This is a genomic window from Micromonospora sp. NPDC002296 (genome assembly GCF_040296145.1).
In the GTDB taxonomy this organism is placed as follows: domain Bacteria; phylum Actinomycetota; class Actinomycetes; order Mycobacteriales; family Micromonosporaceae; genus Micromonospora.
Map to the genome: position 1 here is coordinate 23,880 of NZ_JBEOWQ010000006.1, position 16,063 is coordinate 39,942.

Below are 16,063 nucleotides of genomic sequence, written 5' to 3' on the forward strand. Positions count from 1 at the left end.
GGCCCGGCGCGTTGTTCACCGCGCCGGGCCCCCTGCTCGCCGCCCTAGCTGTCGCCGCCGGTCTCGCCGACCGGGGCCGCGTTGACGTCCTCGATCGCGTACTTCTTGGCCGCCTCGGCCGGGACCGTGGCCGGCACCACGCCGCGCAGCGCGAGCTGCCGCAGCGTCGCGACCGCCACCGACTCGGCGTCGACGTGGAAGTGCCGACGCAGCGCGTGCCGGGTGTCCGACATGCCGAACCCGTCCGTGCCGAGCGAGGTGTAGTCGCCCGGTACCCAGCGGGCGATCAGGTCCGGCACCGCGCGCATCCAGTCGCTGACCGCGACCTTCGGGCCGTCGGCGTCGGCCAGCTTCTGCTGGATGTACGGCACCCGCTGCTCCGCGCCCGGGTTGAGCAGGTTGTGCTCCTCGCACTGCACCGCGTCGCGGCGCAGCTCGGCCCAGGAGGTCACCGACCAGACGTCGGCGGCCACCCCCCAGTCCTGGGCGAGCAACTGCTGGGCCTTGAGCGCCCACTGCATGCCGGTGCCGGAGGCCAGGATGTTGGCCTTCGGGCCGTCGACCTGCGGGGCGGGGGAGTAGCGGTAGATGCCCTTGAGCAGGCCCTCCACGTCCACGTCCGCCGGCTCCGCCGGCTGGTGGATCGGCTCGTTGTAGATGGTCAGGTAGTAGAAGATGTTCTCCGGCTGCTCCCCGTACATCCGGTGCAGGCCGTTCTCCACGATGTGCGCCAGCTCGAACGCGAACGCCGCGTCGTAGGCGACCACCGCCGGGTTGGTGGCGGCGAGCAGCAGCGAGTGGCCGTCCTCGTGCTGGAGGCCCTCGCCGTTGAGCGTGGTCCGCCCGGCGGTCGCGCCGAGCACGAAGCCCCGCGCCATCTGGTCGGCCGCCGCCCAGAAGCCGTCGCCGGTGCGCTGGAAGCCGAACATCGAGTAGAAGATGTACAGCGGGATCATCGGCTCGCCGTGGGTGGCGTACGAGGTGCCGGCGGCGGTGAACGAGGCCACCGAGCCGGCCTCGTTGATGCCCTCGTGCAGGATCTGCCCGGTCGTCGACTCCTTGTACGACAGGAACAGCTCCCGGTCGACCGAGGTGTACCGCTGGCCGTGCGGCGAGTAGATCTTCTGCGTCGGGAAGAGCGAGTCCATGCCGAAGGTGCGGGCCTCGTCCGGGATGATCGGCACCCAGCGCTTGCCGAACTCCTTGTCCTTCATGATGTCCTTGAGCAGGCGGACGAAGGCCATCGTGGTGGCCACCTTCTGCTTGCCGGAGCCGCGCTTGACGTCGGCGAACCGCTCGCTGCCCGGGATCGCCAGCGCCTTGCCGGCGGTCCGCCGCGACGGCAGGTAACCGCCGAGCTGCTGCCGCCGTTCCTTCAGGTACGCGATCTCGTCAGACTTCTCGCCCGGCTGGTAGTACGGCGGGAGGTAGGGGTTCTCCTCCAGCGTCTTGTCCGAGATGTCCAGGTAGAGCCGGTCGCGGAAGAGCTTCAGGTCATCCAGCGTCAGCTTCTTCATCTGGTGGGTGGCGTTGCGGCCCTCGAAGTGCGAGCCGAGCGTCCAGCCCTTGATCGTCTTGGCCAGGATCACCGTCGGCTGACCGGTGTGCTCCGTCGCCGCCTTGTAGGCCGCGTAGAGCTTGCGGTAGTCGTGGCCGCCCCGCTTGAGGTTCCAGATCTCGTCGTCGGTGAACCCCTCGACCATCTTGCGGGTCCGCTGGTCACGGCCGAAGAAGTGCTCCCGCACGTACGCCCCGGACTCCGCCTTGTAGGTCTGGTAGTCGCCGTCGGGCGTGGTGTTCATCAGGTTGACCAGCGCGCCGTCGGTGTCGGCGGCGAGCAGCGGGTCCCACTCGCGGCCCCAGACGACCTTGATGACGTTCCAGCCGGCGCCCCGGAAGAACGCCTCCAGCTCCTGCATGATCTTGCCGTTGCCCCGGACCGGCCCGTCGAGCCGCTGGAGGTTGCAGTTGATCACGAAGGTGAGGTTGTCCAGCTCCTCGCGGGCGGCCACGCCGATCGCGCCGAGCGACTCCACCTCGTCCATCTCGCCGTCGCCGAGGAACGCCCAGACGTGCTGCTGGGAGGTGTCCTTGATGCCCCGGTGGTGCAGGTACCGGTTGAACCGGGCCTGGTAGATCGCGTTCAGCGGGCCGAGACCCATCGAGACGGTCGGGAACTCCCAGAAGTCCGGCATCAGCCGCGGGTGCGGGTACGACGGCAGCCCGCCGCCCGGGTGGGACAGCTCCTGGCGGAACCCGTCGAGCTGGTTCTCGCTCAGCCGCCCCTCCAGGTACGCGCGCGCGTACATACCGGGGGAGGCGTGACCCTGGTAGAAGATGTGGTCGCCGCCGCCCGGGTGGTCCTTGCCCCGGAAGAAGTGGTTGAAGCCCACCTCGTAGAGCGATGCCGAGCTGGCGAAGGTGGAGATGTGCCCGCCGACGCCGATCTCGGGGCGCTGCGCGCGGTGCACCAGCATCGCCGCGTTCCACCGGACGTACGCCCGGATCCGCCGCTCGATGTGCTCGTCACCGGGGAACCACGGCTCGCGCTCCGGCGGGATGGTGTTGATGTAGTCGGTGGTGGTCAGCGACGGCACCCCCACCTGGCGCTCGCGCGCCCGCTCCAGCAGACGCAGCATGACGTATCGGGCGCGCTTGGTTCCGCGCTCGTCGATCACTCCGTCGAGCGACTCGATCCATTCGCCGGTCTCTTCGGGGTCGATGTCCGGAAGCTGGCTCGGCAGACCGGCGGTGATCACCGGGCGCTTGCGTTCCGTGGCCACAGGCGTTCCCTCGGTTGTGTGTGGGACAGGTCTCTGGTTGCCATCCTGCCTCCTCCCGGCGGTGATCGTCACGTCTGCCTCCCCCGGACGCGACGCTGGACACAGGTACCCGTCGGTAATTTGGGGTCGGCCGCCCCGTCCGGGGCCTCGGCGGAGCATTGAGGCCCCTGCGCCTACCCGGACCGTCCCGTCCCGTCCGGCGTGGCGGGCGGGTTGCCCGCGCCCCCTACCGTCGGGCCATGACGATGCTGCGGGGGTTGGCCGGCGCAGTCGTACTGGTCGGTGGGCTCGTCCTCCTGCTGGCGCTGATCGGGCTCGCCGGTGGGGAACTCGACGCGGCCCGGTCCGGCGTGCTCGGCCTGGCCCTGCTGGCGGCGGGCCTGGTGCTGTTCGACCGGGCGGGCCGCCGGCGCGGTGGGGAATGTGGCGGCTGGTCGGGCGGCGGCGACAGCGGGGGCGGCGGAAGCTGGTGACCGCCGTCGCGGCGGCTGCCGGCGGGCACGCCGTGCCTCGGGCAGAATGCGCCGTATGCGCACCGAGGTGATCACCGTCCAGACCGGGTCCCGGCCGACCGTCCGGGACATCACCGCCGAGGCGGAACGGTTCGTCTCGGGCCAGGGCGACGGCCTGCTGCACGTCTTCGTGCCGCACGCGACCGCCGGCCTGGCCGTGATCGAGACCGGCTCGGGCTCCGACGACGACCTGCTGCGGGCGCTGGACGACCTGCTGCCCACCGACGACCGCTGGCAGCACCGGCACGGCTCGCGGGGGCACGGGCGGGACCACGTCCTGCCCGCCTTCGTCCCGCCGTACGCGACCCTGCCGGTGGTCGACGGGCGGCTCGCGCTGGGCACCTGGCAGTCCCTCTGCCTGGTCGACACGAACGGCGACAACCCCACCCGCAAGGTGCGTCTCTCGTTCCTGCCGGGCTGACCCGGGGCGGGACCCCGCCCGCCCATCGGCACCGGCTCAGGGCGGGACGGTCCCCCCCTCGGCAGGCCGGACGTACGATGACGCCCATGCCGCACCCAGTCCCTCCCGGCAGCGGGCCCGACGCGGGCGACCGCTCCGGCCTCGCCGGGGACACCGTGCGCCGGCTCCTGCACGTGGCGGCGGCCGTGCGGCACCATCAGGACGCCGAGGTGGCCGAGCTGGGGCTCACCCCGGCCGCCGCCCGGGCGCTGCACCAGCTCGACCCGGACCGCCCGCAGCCGGCCCGCGACCTGGCCGAGCAGCTCGGCTGCGACCGGTCGAACGTCACCACCCTGGTCGACAAACTGGAGCAGGCGGGGCTCGTGGAGCGCCGGGCCGACCCGACGGACCGCCGGCTGAAGACGCTGGCGGTCACCGAGGCAGGCCGGCGGACGCGCGGCCACGTCGAACGGGTGATGTCCGACTCCCGACTGCTCTCCGGGCTCACCGACGCCGAGCTGGCCACCCTGCGCGAGCTGGTGTGGAAGGTCTCAGACGGAGGCTGCCCGCAGCGGTGCGCGGAGGACTGAGCCACGCCGGGCGAATCGTGTCTGAGTGGGCGAGCGGGCGTCGAGTCGGTAATGCTGTCCGACGTGACCACCCCGCAAGATCTCGACGACCGGTTCCGGGAGGCCCTCGACGGGCTGGCTGCCGCGCCTCGGCGACGTGACCCGGCCGAGCCCGTCCGCGACGGCACGGCGCTGACCGGGGCGCAACTGCTGGACCTCTTCGACGCCCAGGTCACCAGCCGGCAACTCGACCTCGCCGGGCGGTGGCTGCGCAGCTTCGGCGAGGGTTTCCACACCATCGGGTCGGCCGGCCACGAGGGCAACGCGGCGGTCGCCGCCGCGCTGCGTCCCGGTGACCCCGCCCTGCTGCACTACCGTTCGGGCGCGTTCTACTGCCTCCGGGCCGCCCTGGCCGCCGGCCGGACCGCCTTCCCCGACCTGACCTTCCCCGACCCGACCGGGAACGCCGACGAGGGCGGCGCGGACGACCACGCCGGCCCTCGCCGCCCGGACACCGACCCAGACGCCGCCGTCACCGATGCCGCCGTCACCGGTGCCGAGGGCCCCGACGCCGGCCTGACCAGCCCGGCCGGTCCGACCAGCCCGGCCGGCGCAGTCCGCCCGAACGGCCCGGCTGACCCGCCGGCCGACGCCGCAGCGGGGGGCGGCGCCGCCGAGGGGGCCCGCCCGGCGGGGGAGACCGGCCCGGAGGACGCGTACGCCGAAGCGGCCCGGGACGTGCTGCGCGGCATGGTCGCCTCCGCCCGGGAGCCGATCGCCGGGGGCCGGCACAAGGTCTTCGGCCGGGCCGATCTCGCCGTCGTCCCGACCACCTCCACCATCGCCTCGCACCTGCCCCGGGCGGTCGGCGCGGGCCTGGCCCTGGAGCGGCTGCGCCGGCGTGACCCGGCCGGGCGGCCGGCCGGGGCGGCCCCGGCCGGCGACGTCGGGCAGCCACCCCGCTCGCCCTGGCCGCCGGACGCCATCGTGGTCTGCTCGTTCGGCGACGCCTCGGTCAACCACGCCAGCGCCACCGCAGCGTTCAACACCGCGGGTTGGTACGACCACACCGGGCTGCGCATCCCGGTGCTCTTCGTCTGCGAGGACAACGGCCTCGGCATCAGCGTCCGCTCGCCCAGGGGCTGGGTGGAGGCGACGCTGCGGGCCAAGCCGGGCATCCGCTACTTCGCCGCGGACGGGACCGACCCGGTGCACGCGTACGAGGCGGCGGTGGAGGCGGCCGGCTGGGTGCGCCGGCACCGGCGGCCGGCCGTGCTGCACCTGTCCACCGTGCGGCTGATGGGACACGCCGGGGCCGACGCGGAGGCCGCGTACCGCCGCCCCGGGGAGTTGGCCGCGGACCTGGCGCGGGATCCGCTGCTGGCCACCGCGCGGCTGTTGGTCACCGCCGGCGTGGCCACCGCCGACGAGCTGCTGACCCGCTACGACGAGCGCGGCTGGCAGGTACGCCGGATCGCCGAGGAGGTGCTCGGCGAGCCGAAACTCGCCTCCGCGGCCGAGGTGGTCGCCGAGATCGCGCCCCGGCGGCCGGCCCGGGTGGCCCGCGCGGTGGCCGACGCGGCGACCAGGGCCGCCGGGCCCGGCGCGGTCGCCCGTGCCGAGGCGTTCAGCGGCCGGCTGCCCGAGTCGGCCGGCCCGCTCACCCTGGCCCAGAGCATCAACGCCGCCCTCGCCGACGGCATGCTCGACCACCCCGGGATGGTCGTCTTCGGCGAGGACATCGCCGCCAAGGGCGGGGTGTACGGGGTGACCAAGGGGCTGCGCGACCGGTTCGGCGCGGCCCGGGTCTTCGACACCCTGCTCGACGAGACCTCGATCCTCGGGCTCGGGCTGGGCGCCGGGCTGGCCGGGCTGCTGCCGGTGCCGGAGATCCAGTACCTGGCGTACCTGCACAACGCCGAGGACCAGCTCCGCGGCGAGGCGGCCACCATGCGGTTCTTCTCCTCGGGCGCGTTCCGCAATCCGATGGTGGTCCGGGTGGCCGGGCTGGCCTACCAGGAGGGCTTCGGCGGGCACTTCCACAACGACAACTCCCTCGCCGTGCTCCGCGACGTGCCGGGCCTGGTGATCGCCGTGCCGGCCCGCCCGGACGACGCCGGGGCGATGCTGCGCGCCTGCCTGGCGAGCGCGGCGGTGGACGGCAGCGTGTGCGTCTTCGTCGAGCCGATCGCGCTCTACCACACCCGCGACCTGTACGCCGAGGGCGACGGCGAGTGGCTGGCCGACTATCCGGAGCCGGAGGCGTGGGCGGCCGGACACGTCCCGGTCGGGCGGGCCCGGGTCTACGGCGTGGGCTCGGCCGAGGACGTCACCATCATCACCTTCGGTAACGGCGTGCGGATGTCGTTGCGCGCGGCCGCCGCCCTCGCCGACGAGGGGGTCGGCACCCGGGTGGTGGACCTGCGCTGGATCGCGCCGCTGCCGGTCGCGGACATCGTCCGGGAGGCCTCCGCGACCGGCCGGGTGCTGGTCGTGGACGAGACGCGTCGGTCCGGCGGGGTCGGGGAGGGGGTGCTCGCGGCGCTGGTGGACGGGGGGTATGTCGGAGCGGCGCTGCGGGTGGCGGCAATTGACTCGTTTGTACCATTAGGCCCGGCAGCGCGCCAAGTGCTGGTCTCCGAGGAGGCCATCACCCAGGGTGCCCGTACGCTGCTGGCACGGTAAATTCCGATCCACCCGGTGCGCCACTTGCGCGGGGAGCCACGAGTGTGTGGACTTTGCCTGACGGCATCGCAACGATGCCGCGAGCAGGGACGAGATGAGGAGGCACGCGACAGTGAGCGCGACCGCTGGTCAGGCCGCCGACGGGGTACGCAGCCTGGCGGACCGGTTCGGTATCGAGCCGGGGATGGTCGTCATGGAGATGGGGTACGACGAAGACGTCGACCAGGATCTCCGAGACGCCCTGACCGACCGCTGTGGAGAGTTGGTCGACGAGGACACCGACGAGGTGGTCGACGCGGTGCTGGTGTGGTACCGCGACAGTGACGGTGATCTCTTCGAACTCCTCGTCGACGCCCTCGGCCCGCTGGCCGACAACGGCGTCGTGTGGCTGCTGACGCCCAAGGCCGGGCGGGAGGGTCACGTCGAGCCGAGCGAGGTCGCGGAGTCCGCTCCCACCGCCGGCCTCCAGCAGACCTCCACGGTCAACGCCGGCCGGGACTGGAGCGGTGCCCGCCTGGTGCTGCGCCGGGGTGTGAAGGCCAAGAAGTAGCAGCAGCGGCCCCGCCCGGGGCAAGACCGGGCAGCAGTCCTCCGCCACCACACCCGGCAGCCCCGGCCGCCGAGTGTGGTGGCAGGCTGATGTGACCCTGACTCGACCTGAGGAGCTTGCATGCCGATCGAGGTTGGCGCAGACGCGCCGGACTTCGTGCTCAAGGACCAGAACAACCAGGAGGTCCGGCTGTCGGACTTCCGTGGCAAGCGCACCGTGCTGCTGGTCTTCTACCCGCTCGCCTTCACCGGCATCTGCCAGGGCGAGCTCTGCGAGGTGCGGGACAACCTCAACGAGTACGTCAACGACGACGTACAGGTGCTCACCGTCAGCGTGGATTCGGTCTACAGCCACAAGATCTGGGCCGACAAGGAGGGCTACCAGTTCCCGCTGCTGGCCGACTTCTGGCCGCACGGCGCGGTGGCCCAGGCGTACGGCGTGTTCAACGACGTCGCCGGGATCGCCAACCGGGGTACCTTCGTGATCGACAAGGCCGGCGTCGTCCGGTTCGCCGAGATGAACATGCCGGGCGAGGCGCGCGACCAGCGGGGCTGGCGCAAGGCCCTCACCGAGGCCGTCGCCGCCTGATCCCATCCCGGGCACACCGGCGCGTCGGGCCGGGGCCGGCAGGGTAGGATTGCCGGACTCCGGCCCGCCGCACGGGCGTTCGGGGCGCGTAGCTCAGTGGGAGAGCACTCGCCTTACAAGCGAGGGGTCGCAGGTTCGAAACCTGCCGCGCCCACAAACCCCCCTTCACCTGCGGAAACGCAGGCGGAGGATCACAACTTCAAAGAGCTTGATCGGTCGGACAGGACTCGCTTACCTAGTTTACCGATCGTCGAAACAACGCCTTCTGGCTCCGCCCCGAGAAGCCCCCAAAGCGCGGAAACGGTCCACCGCAACCCCCACCGCAGCCGGCACCACCAACCCGGGCCGCACCGCCGCTCCGACCCCCTCATTCGGCAGCAGACGAACGGCACGCGAGTGCTGTCTGGAGGCGACGGCCATGGCCAGCAAGCGCGGTGAACTCCCCACCAACCTGGGTCCGATGCAGCCGTAGATCAACTCGTTCCGGCTGGCACTGCAAGTCGCCGAGCTGTCCGACAACACCATGCGGATCTACACCGACGACGCCACCTGGTTCGCCGGGTGGGCCATCAAGGGTGGCCTGATCAACTTAGGCTGCTGGCATTGAGCTGAGCGCGTCCTACTTGAGATACCGCTCAACTTCGGCGATCCACTCCGGCATGCCCTTGTAGACCGTCTGGTATAAATCGAGAATCTCTTTCTTGGTCATGTGCTCCAATTCGTCCTTAGGGATCTTCTTGGCCAGCGCGGTAGAAATCGGCGAATGCTGACCTGCTGTCAGAATGATCGACGGAGCCTTTTGGACGTCGTGCCCAAGATGCTTGAGAACGGACTGTTCAATCATGTGGTGGGCCTGGTACGCGCCGCCGTGGCCTCTGGTGAATACCGAGAAAGAATCGAATGGCCCGATGATGCCACGCTTGTTCATTTCGGCTGCGATGATCGGCCTGCCCTTATCGAATTTCTTCGCGAGAGACTCGGCCGCCTCGACGGACAATGTGCGGCTGACTCGCTGCCCGGATCGTATTGCCTGAATGAAACCCTTTCCTTCCGCGTTGGGCGAAATCGCTTTCCTGGCGACAGCCTTGGCGACATTCCTCATTTTCAGTATGGCGCCCAGCGTCACCTTGCTGCCAGAGGCTGCTCCCTTCTTCAGTGCGCCTTTGACAAGCAGTTTCGCGCCGACGCCAGCGGCGCCCTTGCCGACGCCGGACGGTGTCGGAACGTAGTCCAGCGGCCCGAGCCCTTCGGATTCGACGCCGACCGCAGCCCCGGCATCCACGACAAAATTTCCCTCGCGATCGACGAGTCGGGAGAGTCCGTCGGCATGAAACGTCCGGTACCCGATGATTTCTTTTGTTTCCGGGTCCAGCACGACGCCGCTGATGCGGCTACGATTCTCGGGCAGGTCTTCTTCGAAATCGCTGATGCCTTGCGGCCCGGACTCGTCGTCCACGGTGATGCCGCCGTCGCCAGCGCGCGCCGCCTCGCCCGGTAGTCTGACACTGGCGGGTGGCGCGATTATCGGATCCATCTCCAAATCCGTGTTCACGAGCGCGGAACTAGTGCCGACGTTCGGTCCCCACAGAAAGTTGACAATGTCCGCGATTTGATCCCGAGGAAGTGTCTCGACCCGCTTCTTTTCTCTGAGAAGAAATTCCAGATCCCGCTGCATTTTGGCGCGCACGGTCTGCATGGCGAGCACGAGCCTGGGTCCGCCGACCAACCCGCCGGCCTCCTCATCACTGAGAACCTTCTCTGCGAGCTTGGCCAATCGAGGCAAAAGGTCGTACATCGGCAGACCCTGGATCTCCGCGAGCGGGGCGTTGTTCTCCTCCCTGCGCTGCACCACAAACCCGGTGCCCGGTGCCTTTATTGCGCCCGTCAGCAGAGCATCGACGGCGCGATTCCCCGCGAGGCGCTGCAGTCCGAGCAGGGTCGCTGGCGCTGCGGCGGTTCGCTGAGGCAACGTATCCGCCGCGCGCGCTGTTTCGCGGCGCTCGCGTGCGCTACCCATTGGAAGAGCAAACCCGTCGGGCGCAGTCGGGCGCAAGCGAACCGTGCGCATCCTGCAGGGCAGAGATCGTTGCCCTGCAGGGCTCATGTCCAGGGACCAAAGGTCCCAGACCTCCGGAACTTGGGTGAAGCCCGTGCGGCCGGGCCGCTGCGGTACGGGCGGGTGGAACCGACGGTGGTGGTGGAGATCGCGGGGGACGTCGCGTTCGAACATCAGCGGTGGCGCCACCGGGTCAGGGCTGTTCGTGGCAGGCCCGAGACGGAGTATCGCCGGGCTTTGGTGAGGAAGTGGCCGCCGAAGCCGAGCATGTGGGCCCACCGGCGCAGTCGGGTGTACGGGTTGGGGTTGGCCGGTTTCGTCGGTTCGGTGTCAAGGGCGCTTGACGGTGGGCGACGCAGACGGGGCAGGCTGGTATCGGGTGTGGGTGCCGCATTCGGGGCACTCCCAGCGGTCGACGAAGCCGGGCCGGGGTCGTGGGTCCCGGGGCCGCTGGGACAGGGGGACCGGGGTGCAGGTCGGTCGGCCGAGTCGCCAGCAGGCGTCGATGAGGTGGGCGGCGTGGTCGCCGTCGGGGTCGGCGTGGGTGACGATCTGGGCGCGGGGGATGCCGCGGCGGAAGGTCCGCTTGACGGGCGGACCGGGCGGCGGCCCGTTCCCCAGGAGGGCGGGTGGGCGGCAGGCAGGGATGGCTAGCGAGCGAAGATGGGGGACGAGTTGGGAAGCGTTCAGGCTAAGTCCTCGGGCTTCACCCTCCCCTTCCCGAGGAGCTCTCTAGCGAGGAGCAGGCGGCCGAGGATGATCGCGTAGACGTTGCCGATCAAGATCAGCGCAGCTCCGCCAAAATCGCCGTGACCGGCCAACATCAAGGCAGGAAGGCCGGCGAACAGCAGCACGGGCAACGTGAAGAGCCACAAGGGGAACCGCAGGTAGTAGAGAAGTGAGGGGGGCGAGGGTTTCGGCACGAGGCCATTAGAACGCACGCGGACAAGGAAGCCTGCCCGTGTACTGACTGACGAACCGGGTGACGACCGAGGTGAGCGAAGACGGACGCCTGCGGACTCTGGCGGACCGTTCGAACAGGTCACCTCTGTCGGCTGCGCAGCTCATTAGCAAGCGATGTTCCTTCACATCGAAGAGGTCACTGGTTCGATCCTGGGGAGGTTCGGGCAGCGGCGCGCCCACTGAAGACCAGTGCGGCTGCCGCGATCAATGCGGGCACAAAGGACACTACTAGTCCAATCTTACCCAGTTCGACCCATGCTGGATATATTCGACCGAATGCGGCCGGAAGTGCTTCATCAATCTCTGTCGGTTCGTCAGATAGCCATAGCCGCCCCCCGGAACCGCAACAGCAAAGCAAGCTAAGCAGGCTCGTTGCGAGGGCGACTACTCTCGCACTCTGTTGACCCGTCCTGACCCACAACGCGACGCCAACCAATGCAGGCGCGAAGAAGAGTGCATACCACAGGGTAAGCCGAGTTTCGAAATGGAAGTAGGACGCCTTGAGTGCGACCGAACTGCTGTCTACCGGGACGCTGGAACGACCTGCTGCGTCGTTTACGGCAGTGTTGATTCCCCCTTGGGCATATATGGCGGAAATCGCCGCGAGTATTAGCAACGACGCCTGAAGAACCAACAATGCGCTTGCGATGTTGACTCCCAGCGGGAGACGCCGAGGCGGCAGCCCGCCGGCTGAGTTCGTGCTAGTTGGAACCACGAGGTGATGCTAGATGGCTATCAACGCCGAACACTTGCCAGGGTGACGTGCAGTGATCGACCGAAACCATGACGGTGGCCTGCCGCACCAGCTTGGCGTCTTTCAATCAGCTCATCGACCGGTGACCGTATGCTCACGGACCAAAAGCTTGCGTGCCCGACGCGTGCCCGTCCGGTTGGTCAACAGGGATCAACTAAGCGATAACGAAGCTGGGTGCAGCGTGTCGGCGTGGTTGCGTCCAGAGATGTGGTGTGCGACTTGCCCGTCATTGGGCGCGTTGCGTAGATGAGAGGCGGCCATCGCGTCGATCCTTCAAGACACACCAAGTCAGAGAAGGAAGAGAGAACGCGGTGGCCGCATTTGACTGGGTGTGCTGGTCCCCGCCGGCCAACTGGCCGGCGGGGACCGTCGAGGTGGGGGTGTTCACCCGCAGCAGCTACCACCGTCGGAGGTTGAGGCGGCGACCATGCCCAGGTCGGCGCGTGGCAACGACGAGGTGTCGACGGCACCGCTGCCGGTGGGGTCGAACTGGTCGCCAGCCAGAGCGGCGAGCTGCAGGGCAACGTCTGGGTCGATGCCGATCTCGGTGGCGGCGGCCCGGGTGGCGGCGGCGACGGTACCGGCGGTGGGCAGGTGTCGTAGCGCTGCGGAGACCAGCCGGGCCGGAACGTCGGGGGCAAGACCGTAGCGGACGACGGCATCGTCGAGCATCGACTGGTAGCCCAGGGTGGACGAGCAGACGCCGGTCTCGGGCAGATCGAGTTGCACGTCACGGGCGGCGACCCAGTCACCGGCCAGGGCAGCGGCGATCGAGCGGACCTGCTCGTAGCCGGTGGCCATCAGGAACGTCGGGGCCCGGCCGTAGGACTTCATGCCGACGGCGAAGTAGTTCGGCTCGGGCTGGGTGAGTTCGTCGATGCCGTGCGGGCGTACAGAGCCACAGGAGTGCTCGTTCGGGTCGATCAGCGGGGCCAGGGCTCGGGTGCAGCCCAGCGCCGGGTCGAGGTCCAGGCGCAGCTCGTCGGCGATGGTGTGGTCGGGACGGAAACCGGTGGCCGCCACGATCCGGTCCACGGCCAGGGTACGGCCGTCGACCGCGGTGAGCTCAACGCCGTTGTCGACGGCCCGGACCTTGTCGACGGCGAAACCGACGACCAGGTCGATCCGGCCGGAGTCGACCAACAGCTTGATGCCGGTGCCGAGAGCACCCCGGCCGGGCAGGGCGTCGGCGTCTCCTCCACCGAGGGCGCGGTCGATGGAGCCGCCCCGTGTGGCCCAGGTGATTCGGGTGCCGGGTTCCTGCTGAGCGAGTTCGGCGAGGGCGAGCAGGGTGTTGGCGGCGGAGTGCCCGGCACCGACGACGACCGTGTGCTTACCGGCGTAGGTGAGACGGTCAGCGCCGAGTACGTCGGGCATTGCTGGGCCGATCAGTCCGGCCGCCTGCTTTTCGCCGTGGGCTGGCAGGCCGTTTGCGCCGAGCACGTTGGGCGTGTTCCAGGTTCCGGAGGCGTCGATTACCGCGGCAGCGAGAACGTCCTCGCCGTTGTCGAGGCGGACGACGAACGGGGCGTTCTGCCGTCCTGCGGTCTTGATTCGGTCGACGCCGACCCGGCCGATCGCCACGACGCGGGCGCCGTAGCGGATGTGCGGGGCCAACTGCGGCAGCTTCGCCAGCGGCTGTAGATACTGCTCGACCAGTTCGCTGCCGTCCGGCAACACGTCCAGGTCGGGGGCGGCCCAACCGGCGGTGTCGAGCAGTCGACGGGCAGCGTGGTCGATGTTGTACCGCCACGGGGAGAACAGCCGGACGTGTCCCCACTCGGCGACCGATGCGCCGGCCGATGCGCCGGCCTCCAGCACCGTGAACGGCAGGCCACGTACCCGCAGGTTCACGGCGGCGGCCAGACCAACCGGACCGGCACCGATCACCACGACTGGCGAGCGGTCATCGGCCGCGACCGGCCTTCGCGTGGGTTCGGCAGTGGTCTCAGCGGTGCCGCAGCAGCCTGCGCCGTCGGCGACAGCCTCAGACTTGGCCGTAGGCTCGCAGCACGCGTCGGCCTGCTCGGCAGCCGGGGCGGTGCCGCAGCACGGACCGTCGACTGGGTTCTGGCTCATCGTGTTCTCCTTGAAGTTTGGTGACCGGTCAACGGACGATGTGCGTCAAACGGTGGTGCGGACCCGGTCGGGGTGGGCAGCGGCGCGGCCTTGGGTGGTGCACACCCGGCTACAGGAGTCACAGAACGAGACCCGCGACTGGTCGGCGGTGTTGCGGAGGCGGCGCAAGACCCCGAACGTCAAATACTCCTTGGCTAGACGAACATCTAAGCAGCGCACCACCACCTTGCACGACTGTTTAGACAGGTGTCAAGCTAGACGCATGTCGAAACTGCCTGTTCGTGATGTCGGCCCGGTCGCCGGGTGCTGTCCGCCGCTGGCGGTCCGGGCCCTCACGCCCGAGTTGGCCGGGCAGTTGGCGCCGATGTTCAAGGCCCTGGGTGACCCGGTTCGGCTCCGACTGCTGTCGATGATCGCCTCGACATCGGAGATCTGCGTCTGCGATCTGACGGAGGCGTTCGACCTGTCCGGCGCTACCATCTCCCACCACCTGCGAGTGCTTCGGGAAACCGGACTCGTGGACTGTGAGCGGCGGGGCACCTGGGTCTACTACTGGCTCCAGCCGGCGGCGCTCAGTCAACTCGGTGGCCTGCTCCAGGTCGCCGAGCCCGCGACGGTCAGGTAGCTGCCTCGCCCGGCCGGCGCCCGTACGCGAGATGCTCATCTCGCTCACATCGCCATTCGGTGGACGGGCCAGCCAGGCCAGTGCTTGAATCAGGACATGCTGATATCAGAGCTGCCTGATGTGATCAGGTTGTTGTCGGACCCACTGCGCGCGCAGATCGTCGAGATCCTCGCGGCCGGTCCGGCCTGCACCTGCCACCTGGTCGCCGATACCGGCGCGAAGCAGCCCAACATCTCCGGGCACCTACGCCAGCTGCGCGACGCCGGCCTGGTCGTGGCCGAGCCGCACGGCCGGTTCACCTACTACCGGCTGCTACCCGATGTTCTGGAAGCCGCCGCCGGACAGTTGACCGACCTCGCCGCCCGTACGCGTGTTAACGCCGAATCCCGCCGGGAGTGCTGATGCCCACCGCCTACGCTGATGCGCCACCGGCGGTGGTGGCCCGCCTGTCCCGCCTCGACCAGTTCCTGCCCATCTGGATCGGCCTGGCCATGGTCGCCGGGCTACTGCTTGGCCGTACGATTCCTGGGCTGAACACCGCCCTGGAGGCGGTGAAGATCGGCGGCATCTCCCTGCCCATCGCCCTCGGCCTACTGATCATGATGTACCCGGTACTGGCAAAGGTCCGCTACGACCGGCTCGACACCGTCACCGGCGACCGGCGGCTACTGCTGTCGTCCCTGCTGCTGAACTGGGTGCTCGGCCCGGCGCTGATGTTCGCCCTGGCCTGGATCTTTCTTGCCGACCACGCCGAGTACCGCACCGGCCTGATTATCGTCGGCCTGGCCCGCTGCATCGCCATGGTCATCATCTGGAACGACCTCGCCTGCGGTGACCGGGAGGCCGCCGCAGTCCTGGTCGCCCTCAACTCCGTCTTCCAGGTCGTCGCCTTCGGCCTCCTCGGCTGGTTCTACCTCTCGGTGCTACCGGACTGGCTGGGACTATCCGGTGCCAAGCTGGAGGTCTCCGGCTGGGACATCACCGTCAACGTCCTGATCTTCCTCGGCATCCCGCTACTGGCCGGCTACCTCACCCGCCGCTTCGGCGAACGCGCCAAGGGCCGTACCTGGTACGAGACGAAGTTCCTACCGAAGATCGGCCCGGGTGCCCTGTACGGACTGTTGTTCACCATCGTCATCCTGTTCGCATTGCAGGGCGACGCCATCACCAGCCGCCCCTGGGACGTCGTGCTCATCGCCGTACCGCTGCTGGCCTACTTTGTGATCATGTGGGGCGGCTCCTACGCCCTCGGTCGCGGGCTCGGCCTGGGCTACCAGCGCACCACCACCCTCGCCTTCACCGCCGCCGGCAACAACTTCGAACTCGCCATCGCCGTGGCGATCGGCACCTTCGGCGTCACCAGCGGCCAGGCCCTCGCCGGAGTCGTCGGTCCCCTGATCGAGGTGCCCGTGCTCGTGGCCCTGGTCTACGTCAGCCTTGCCCTGCGCCGACGTGTGTTCAGCGGCGCTCGCCGCGCCAAGTCCGGGCTGAGCACATGA

The 16,063-nt window shown here is 69.4% G+C and carries 13 protein-coding genes, 1 tRNA gene and 1 pseudogene; 10 read left to right on the forward strand and 5 right to left on the reverse strand.

Translation table 11 applies throughout. The features are described from left to right. Positions 1-44: 44 nt before the first annotated feature. A complete protein-coding gene (gene aceE / locus ABT023_RS07115; protein ID WP_350882604.1) occupies positions 45-2,783 on the reverse strand; it encodes a pyruvate dehydrogenase (acetyl-transferring), homodimeric type in 2,739 nt (912 codons plus the stop codon). Between the two features lie 239 nt (positions 2,784-3,022). Here aceE and ABT023_RS07120 point away from each other — a divergent pair, with 239 nt between their 5' ends. The 7 genes from ABT023_RS07120 to ABT023_RS07150 all read left to right on the forward strand — a co-directional run bounded on the left by ABT023_RS07120 (position 3,023) and on the right by ABT023_RS07150 (position 8,241). Continuing rightward, positions 3,023-3,256: a hypothetical protein gene (locus ABT023_RS07120; RefSeq protein ID WP_350882606.1), complete on the forward strand. Its 234-nt coding sequence runs from the start codon at positions 3,023-3,025 to the stop codon at positions 3,254-3,256. A gap of 55 nt (positions 3,257-3,311) precedes the next feature. After that, positions 3,312-3,716, forward strand: a complete 405-nt coding sequence (locus ABT023_RS07125; protein WP_350882608.1) for a secondary thiamine-phosphate synthase enzyme YjbQ — start codon at positions 3,312-3,314, stop codon at positions 3,714-3,716. Between the two features lie 86 nt (positions 3,717-3,802). Continuing rightward, a complete protein-coding gene (locus tag ABT023_RS07130; RefSeq protein WP_350882610.1) occupies positions 3,803-4,285 on the forward strand; it encodes a MarR family winged helix-turn-helix transcriptional regulator in 483 nt (160 codons plus the stop codon). Positions 4,286-4,336: 51 nt separating this feature from the next. Beyond that, positions 4,337-6,949 (forward strand): transketolase C-terminal domain-containing protein, encoded by a 2,613-nt coding sequence (locus ABT023_RS07135; RefSeq protein ID WP_350882612.1) that lies wholly within the window; start codon positions 4,337-4,339, stop codon positions 6,947-6,949. A gap of 112 nt (positions 6,950-7,061) precedes the next feature. Next, complete coding sequence (locus ABT023_RS07140; protein WP_350882614.1) at positions 7,062-7,499, forward strand: DUF3052 domain-containing protein; 438 nt, start codon at positions 7,062-7,064, stop codon at positions 7,497-7,499. A gap of 120 nt (positions 7,500-7,619) precedes the next feature. Continuing rightward, positions 7,620-8,087, forward strand: coding sequence for a peroxiredoxin (locus ABT023_RS07145; RefSeq protein ID WP_350882616.1), 468 nt, complete (start codon positions 7,620-7,622; stop codon positions 8,085-8,087). 82 nt (positions 8,088-8,169) lie between these two features. Beyond that, a tRNA-Val gene (locus ABT023_RS07150) sits at positions 8,170-8,241 on the forward strand. A gap of 465 nt (positions 8,242-8,706) precedes the next feature. On the opposite strand, the gene ABT023_RS07155 is transcribed toward ABT023_RS07150, so the two are convergent. The 4 genes and pseudogenes from ABT023_RS07155 to ABT023_RS07170 form a co-directional block, all read right to left on the reverse strand. After that, on the reverse strand, positions 8,707-10,104 hold the full coding sequence (locus ABT023_RS07155; protein WP_350882618.1) for a hypothetical protein: 1,398 nt from the start codon (positions 10,102-10,104) through the stop codon (positions 8,707-8,709). Between the two features lie 218 nt (positions 10,105-10,322). Further along, a pseudogene (locus ABT023_RS07160) lies at positions 10,323-10,686 on the reverse strand (replication initiator); the annotation flags it as partial. A gap of 143 nt (positions 10,687-10,829) precedes the next feature. Then, positions 10,830-11,066 (reverse strand): hypothetical protein, encoded by a 237-nt coding sequence (locus ABT023_RS07165; protein ID WP_350882620.1) that lies wholly within the window; start codon positions 11,064-11,066, stop codon positions 10,830-10,832. A gap of 1,178 nt (positions 11,067-12,244) precedes the next feature. Then, positions 12,245-13,939, reverse strand: a complete 1,695-nt coding sequence (locus ABT023_RS07170) for an FAD-dependent oxidoreductase (RefSeq protein ID WP_350882622.1) — start codon at positions 13,937-13,939, stop codon at positions 12,245-12,247. 262 nt (positions 13,940-14,201) lie between these two features. On the opposite strand from ABT023_RS07170, the gene ABT023_RS07175 reads away from it, so the two are divergent. The 3 genes from ABT023_RS07175 (at position 14,202) to arsB (ending at position 16,063) form a co-directional block, all read left to right on the forward strand. Then, positions 14,202-14,564, forward strand: coding sequence for an ArsR/SmtB family transcription factor (locus ABT023_RS07175; RefSeq protein WP_350882624.1), 363 nt, complete (start codon positions 14,202-14,204; stop codon positions 14,562-14,564). A gap of 96 nt (positions 14,565-14,660) precedes the next feature. Next, positions 14,661-14,966: an ArsR/SmtB family transcription factor gene (locus tag ABT023_RS07180; protein ID WP_350882626.1), complete on the forward strand. Its 306-nt coding sequence runs from the start codon at positions 14,661-14,663 to the stop codon at positions 14,964-14,966. Continuing rightward, positions 14,966-16,063: an ACR3 family arsenite efflux transporter gene (gene arsB, locus ABT023_RS07185; protein WP_350882628.1), complete on the forward strand. Its 1,098-nt coding sequence runs from the start codon at positions 14,966-14,968 to the stop codon at positions 16,061-16,063. The genes ABT023_RS07180 and arsB overlap by 1 nt, the downstream gene beginning before the upstream one ends.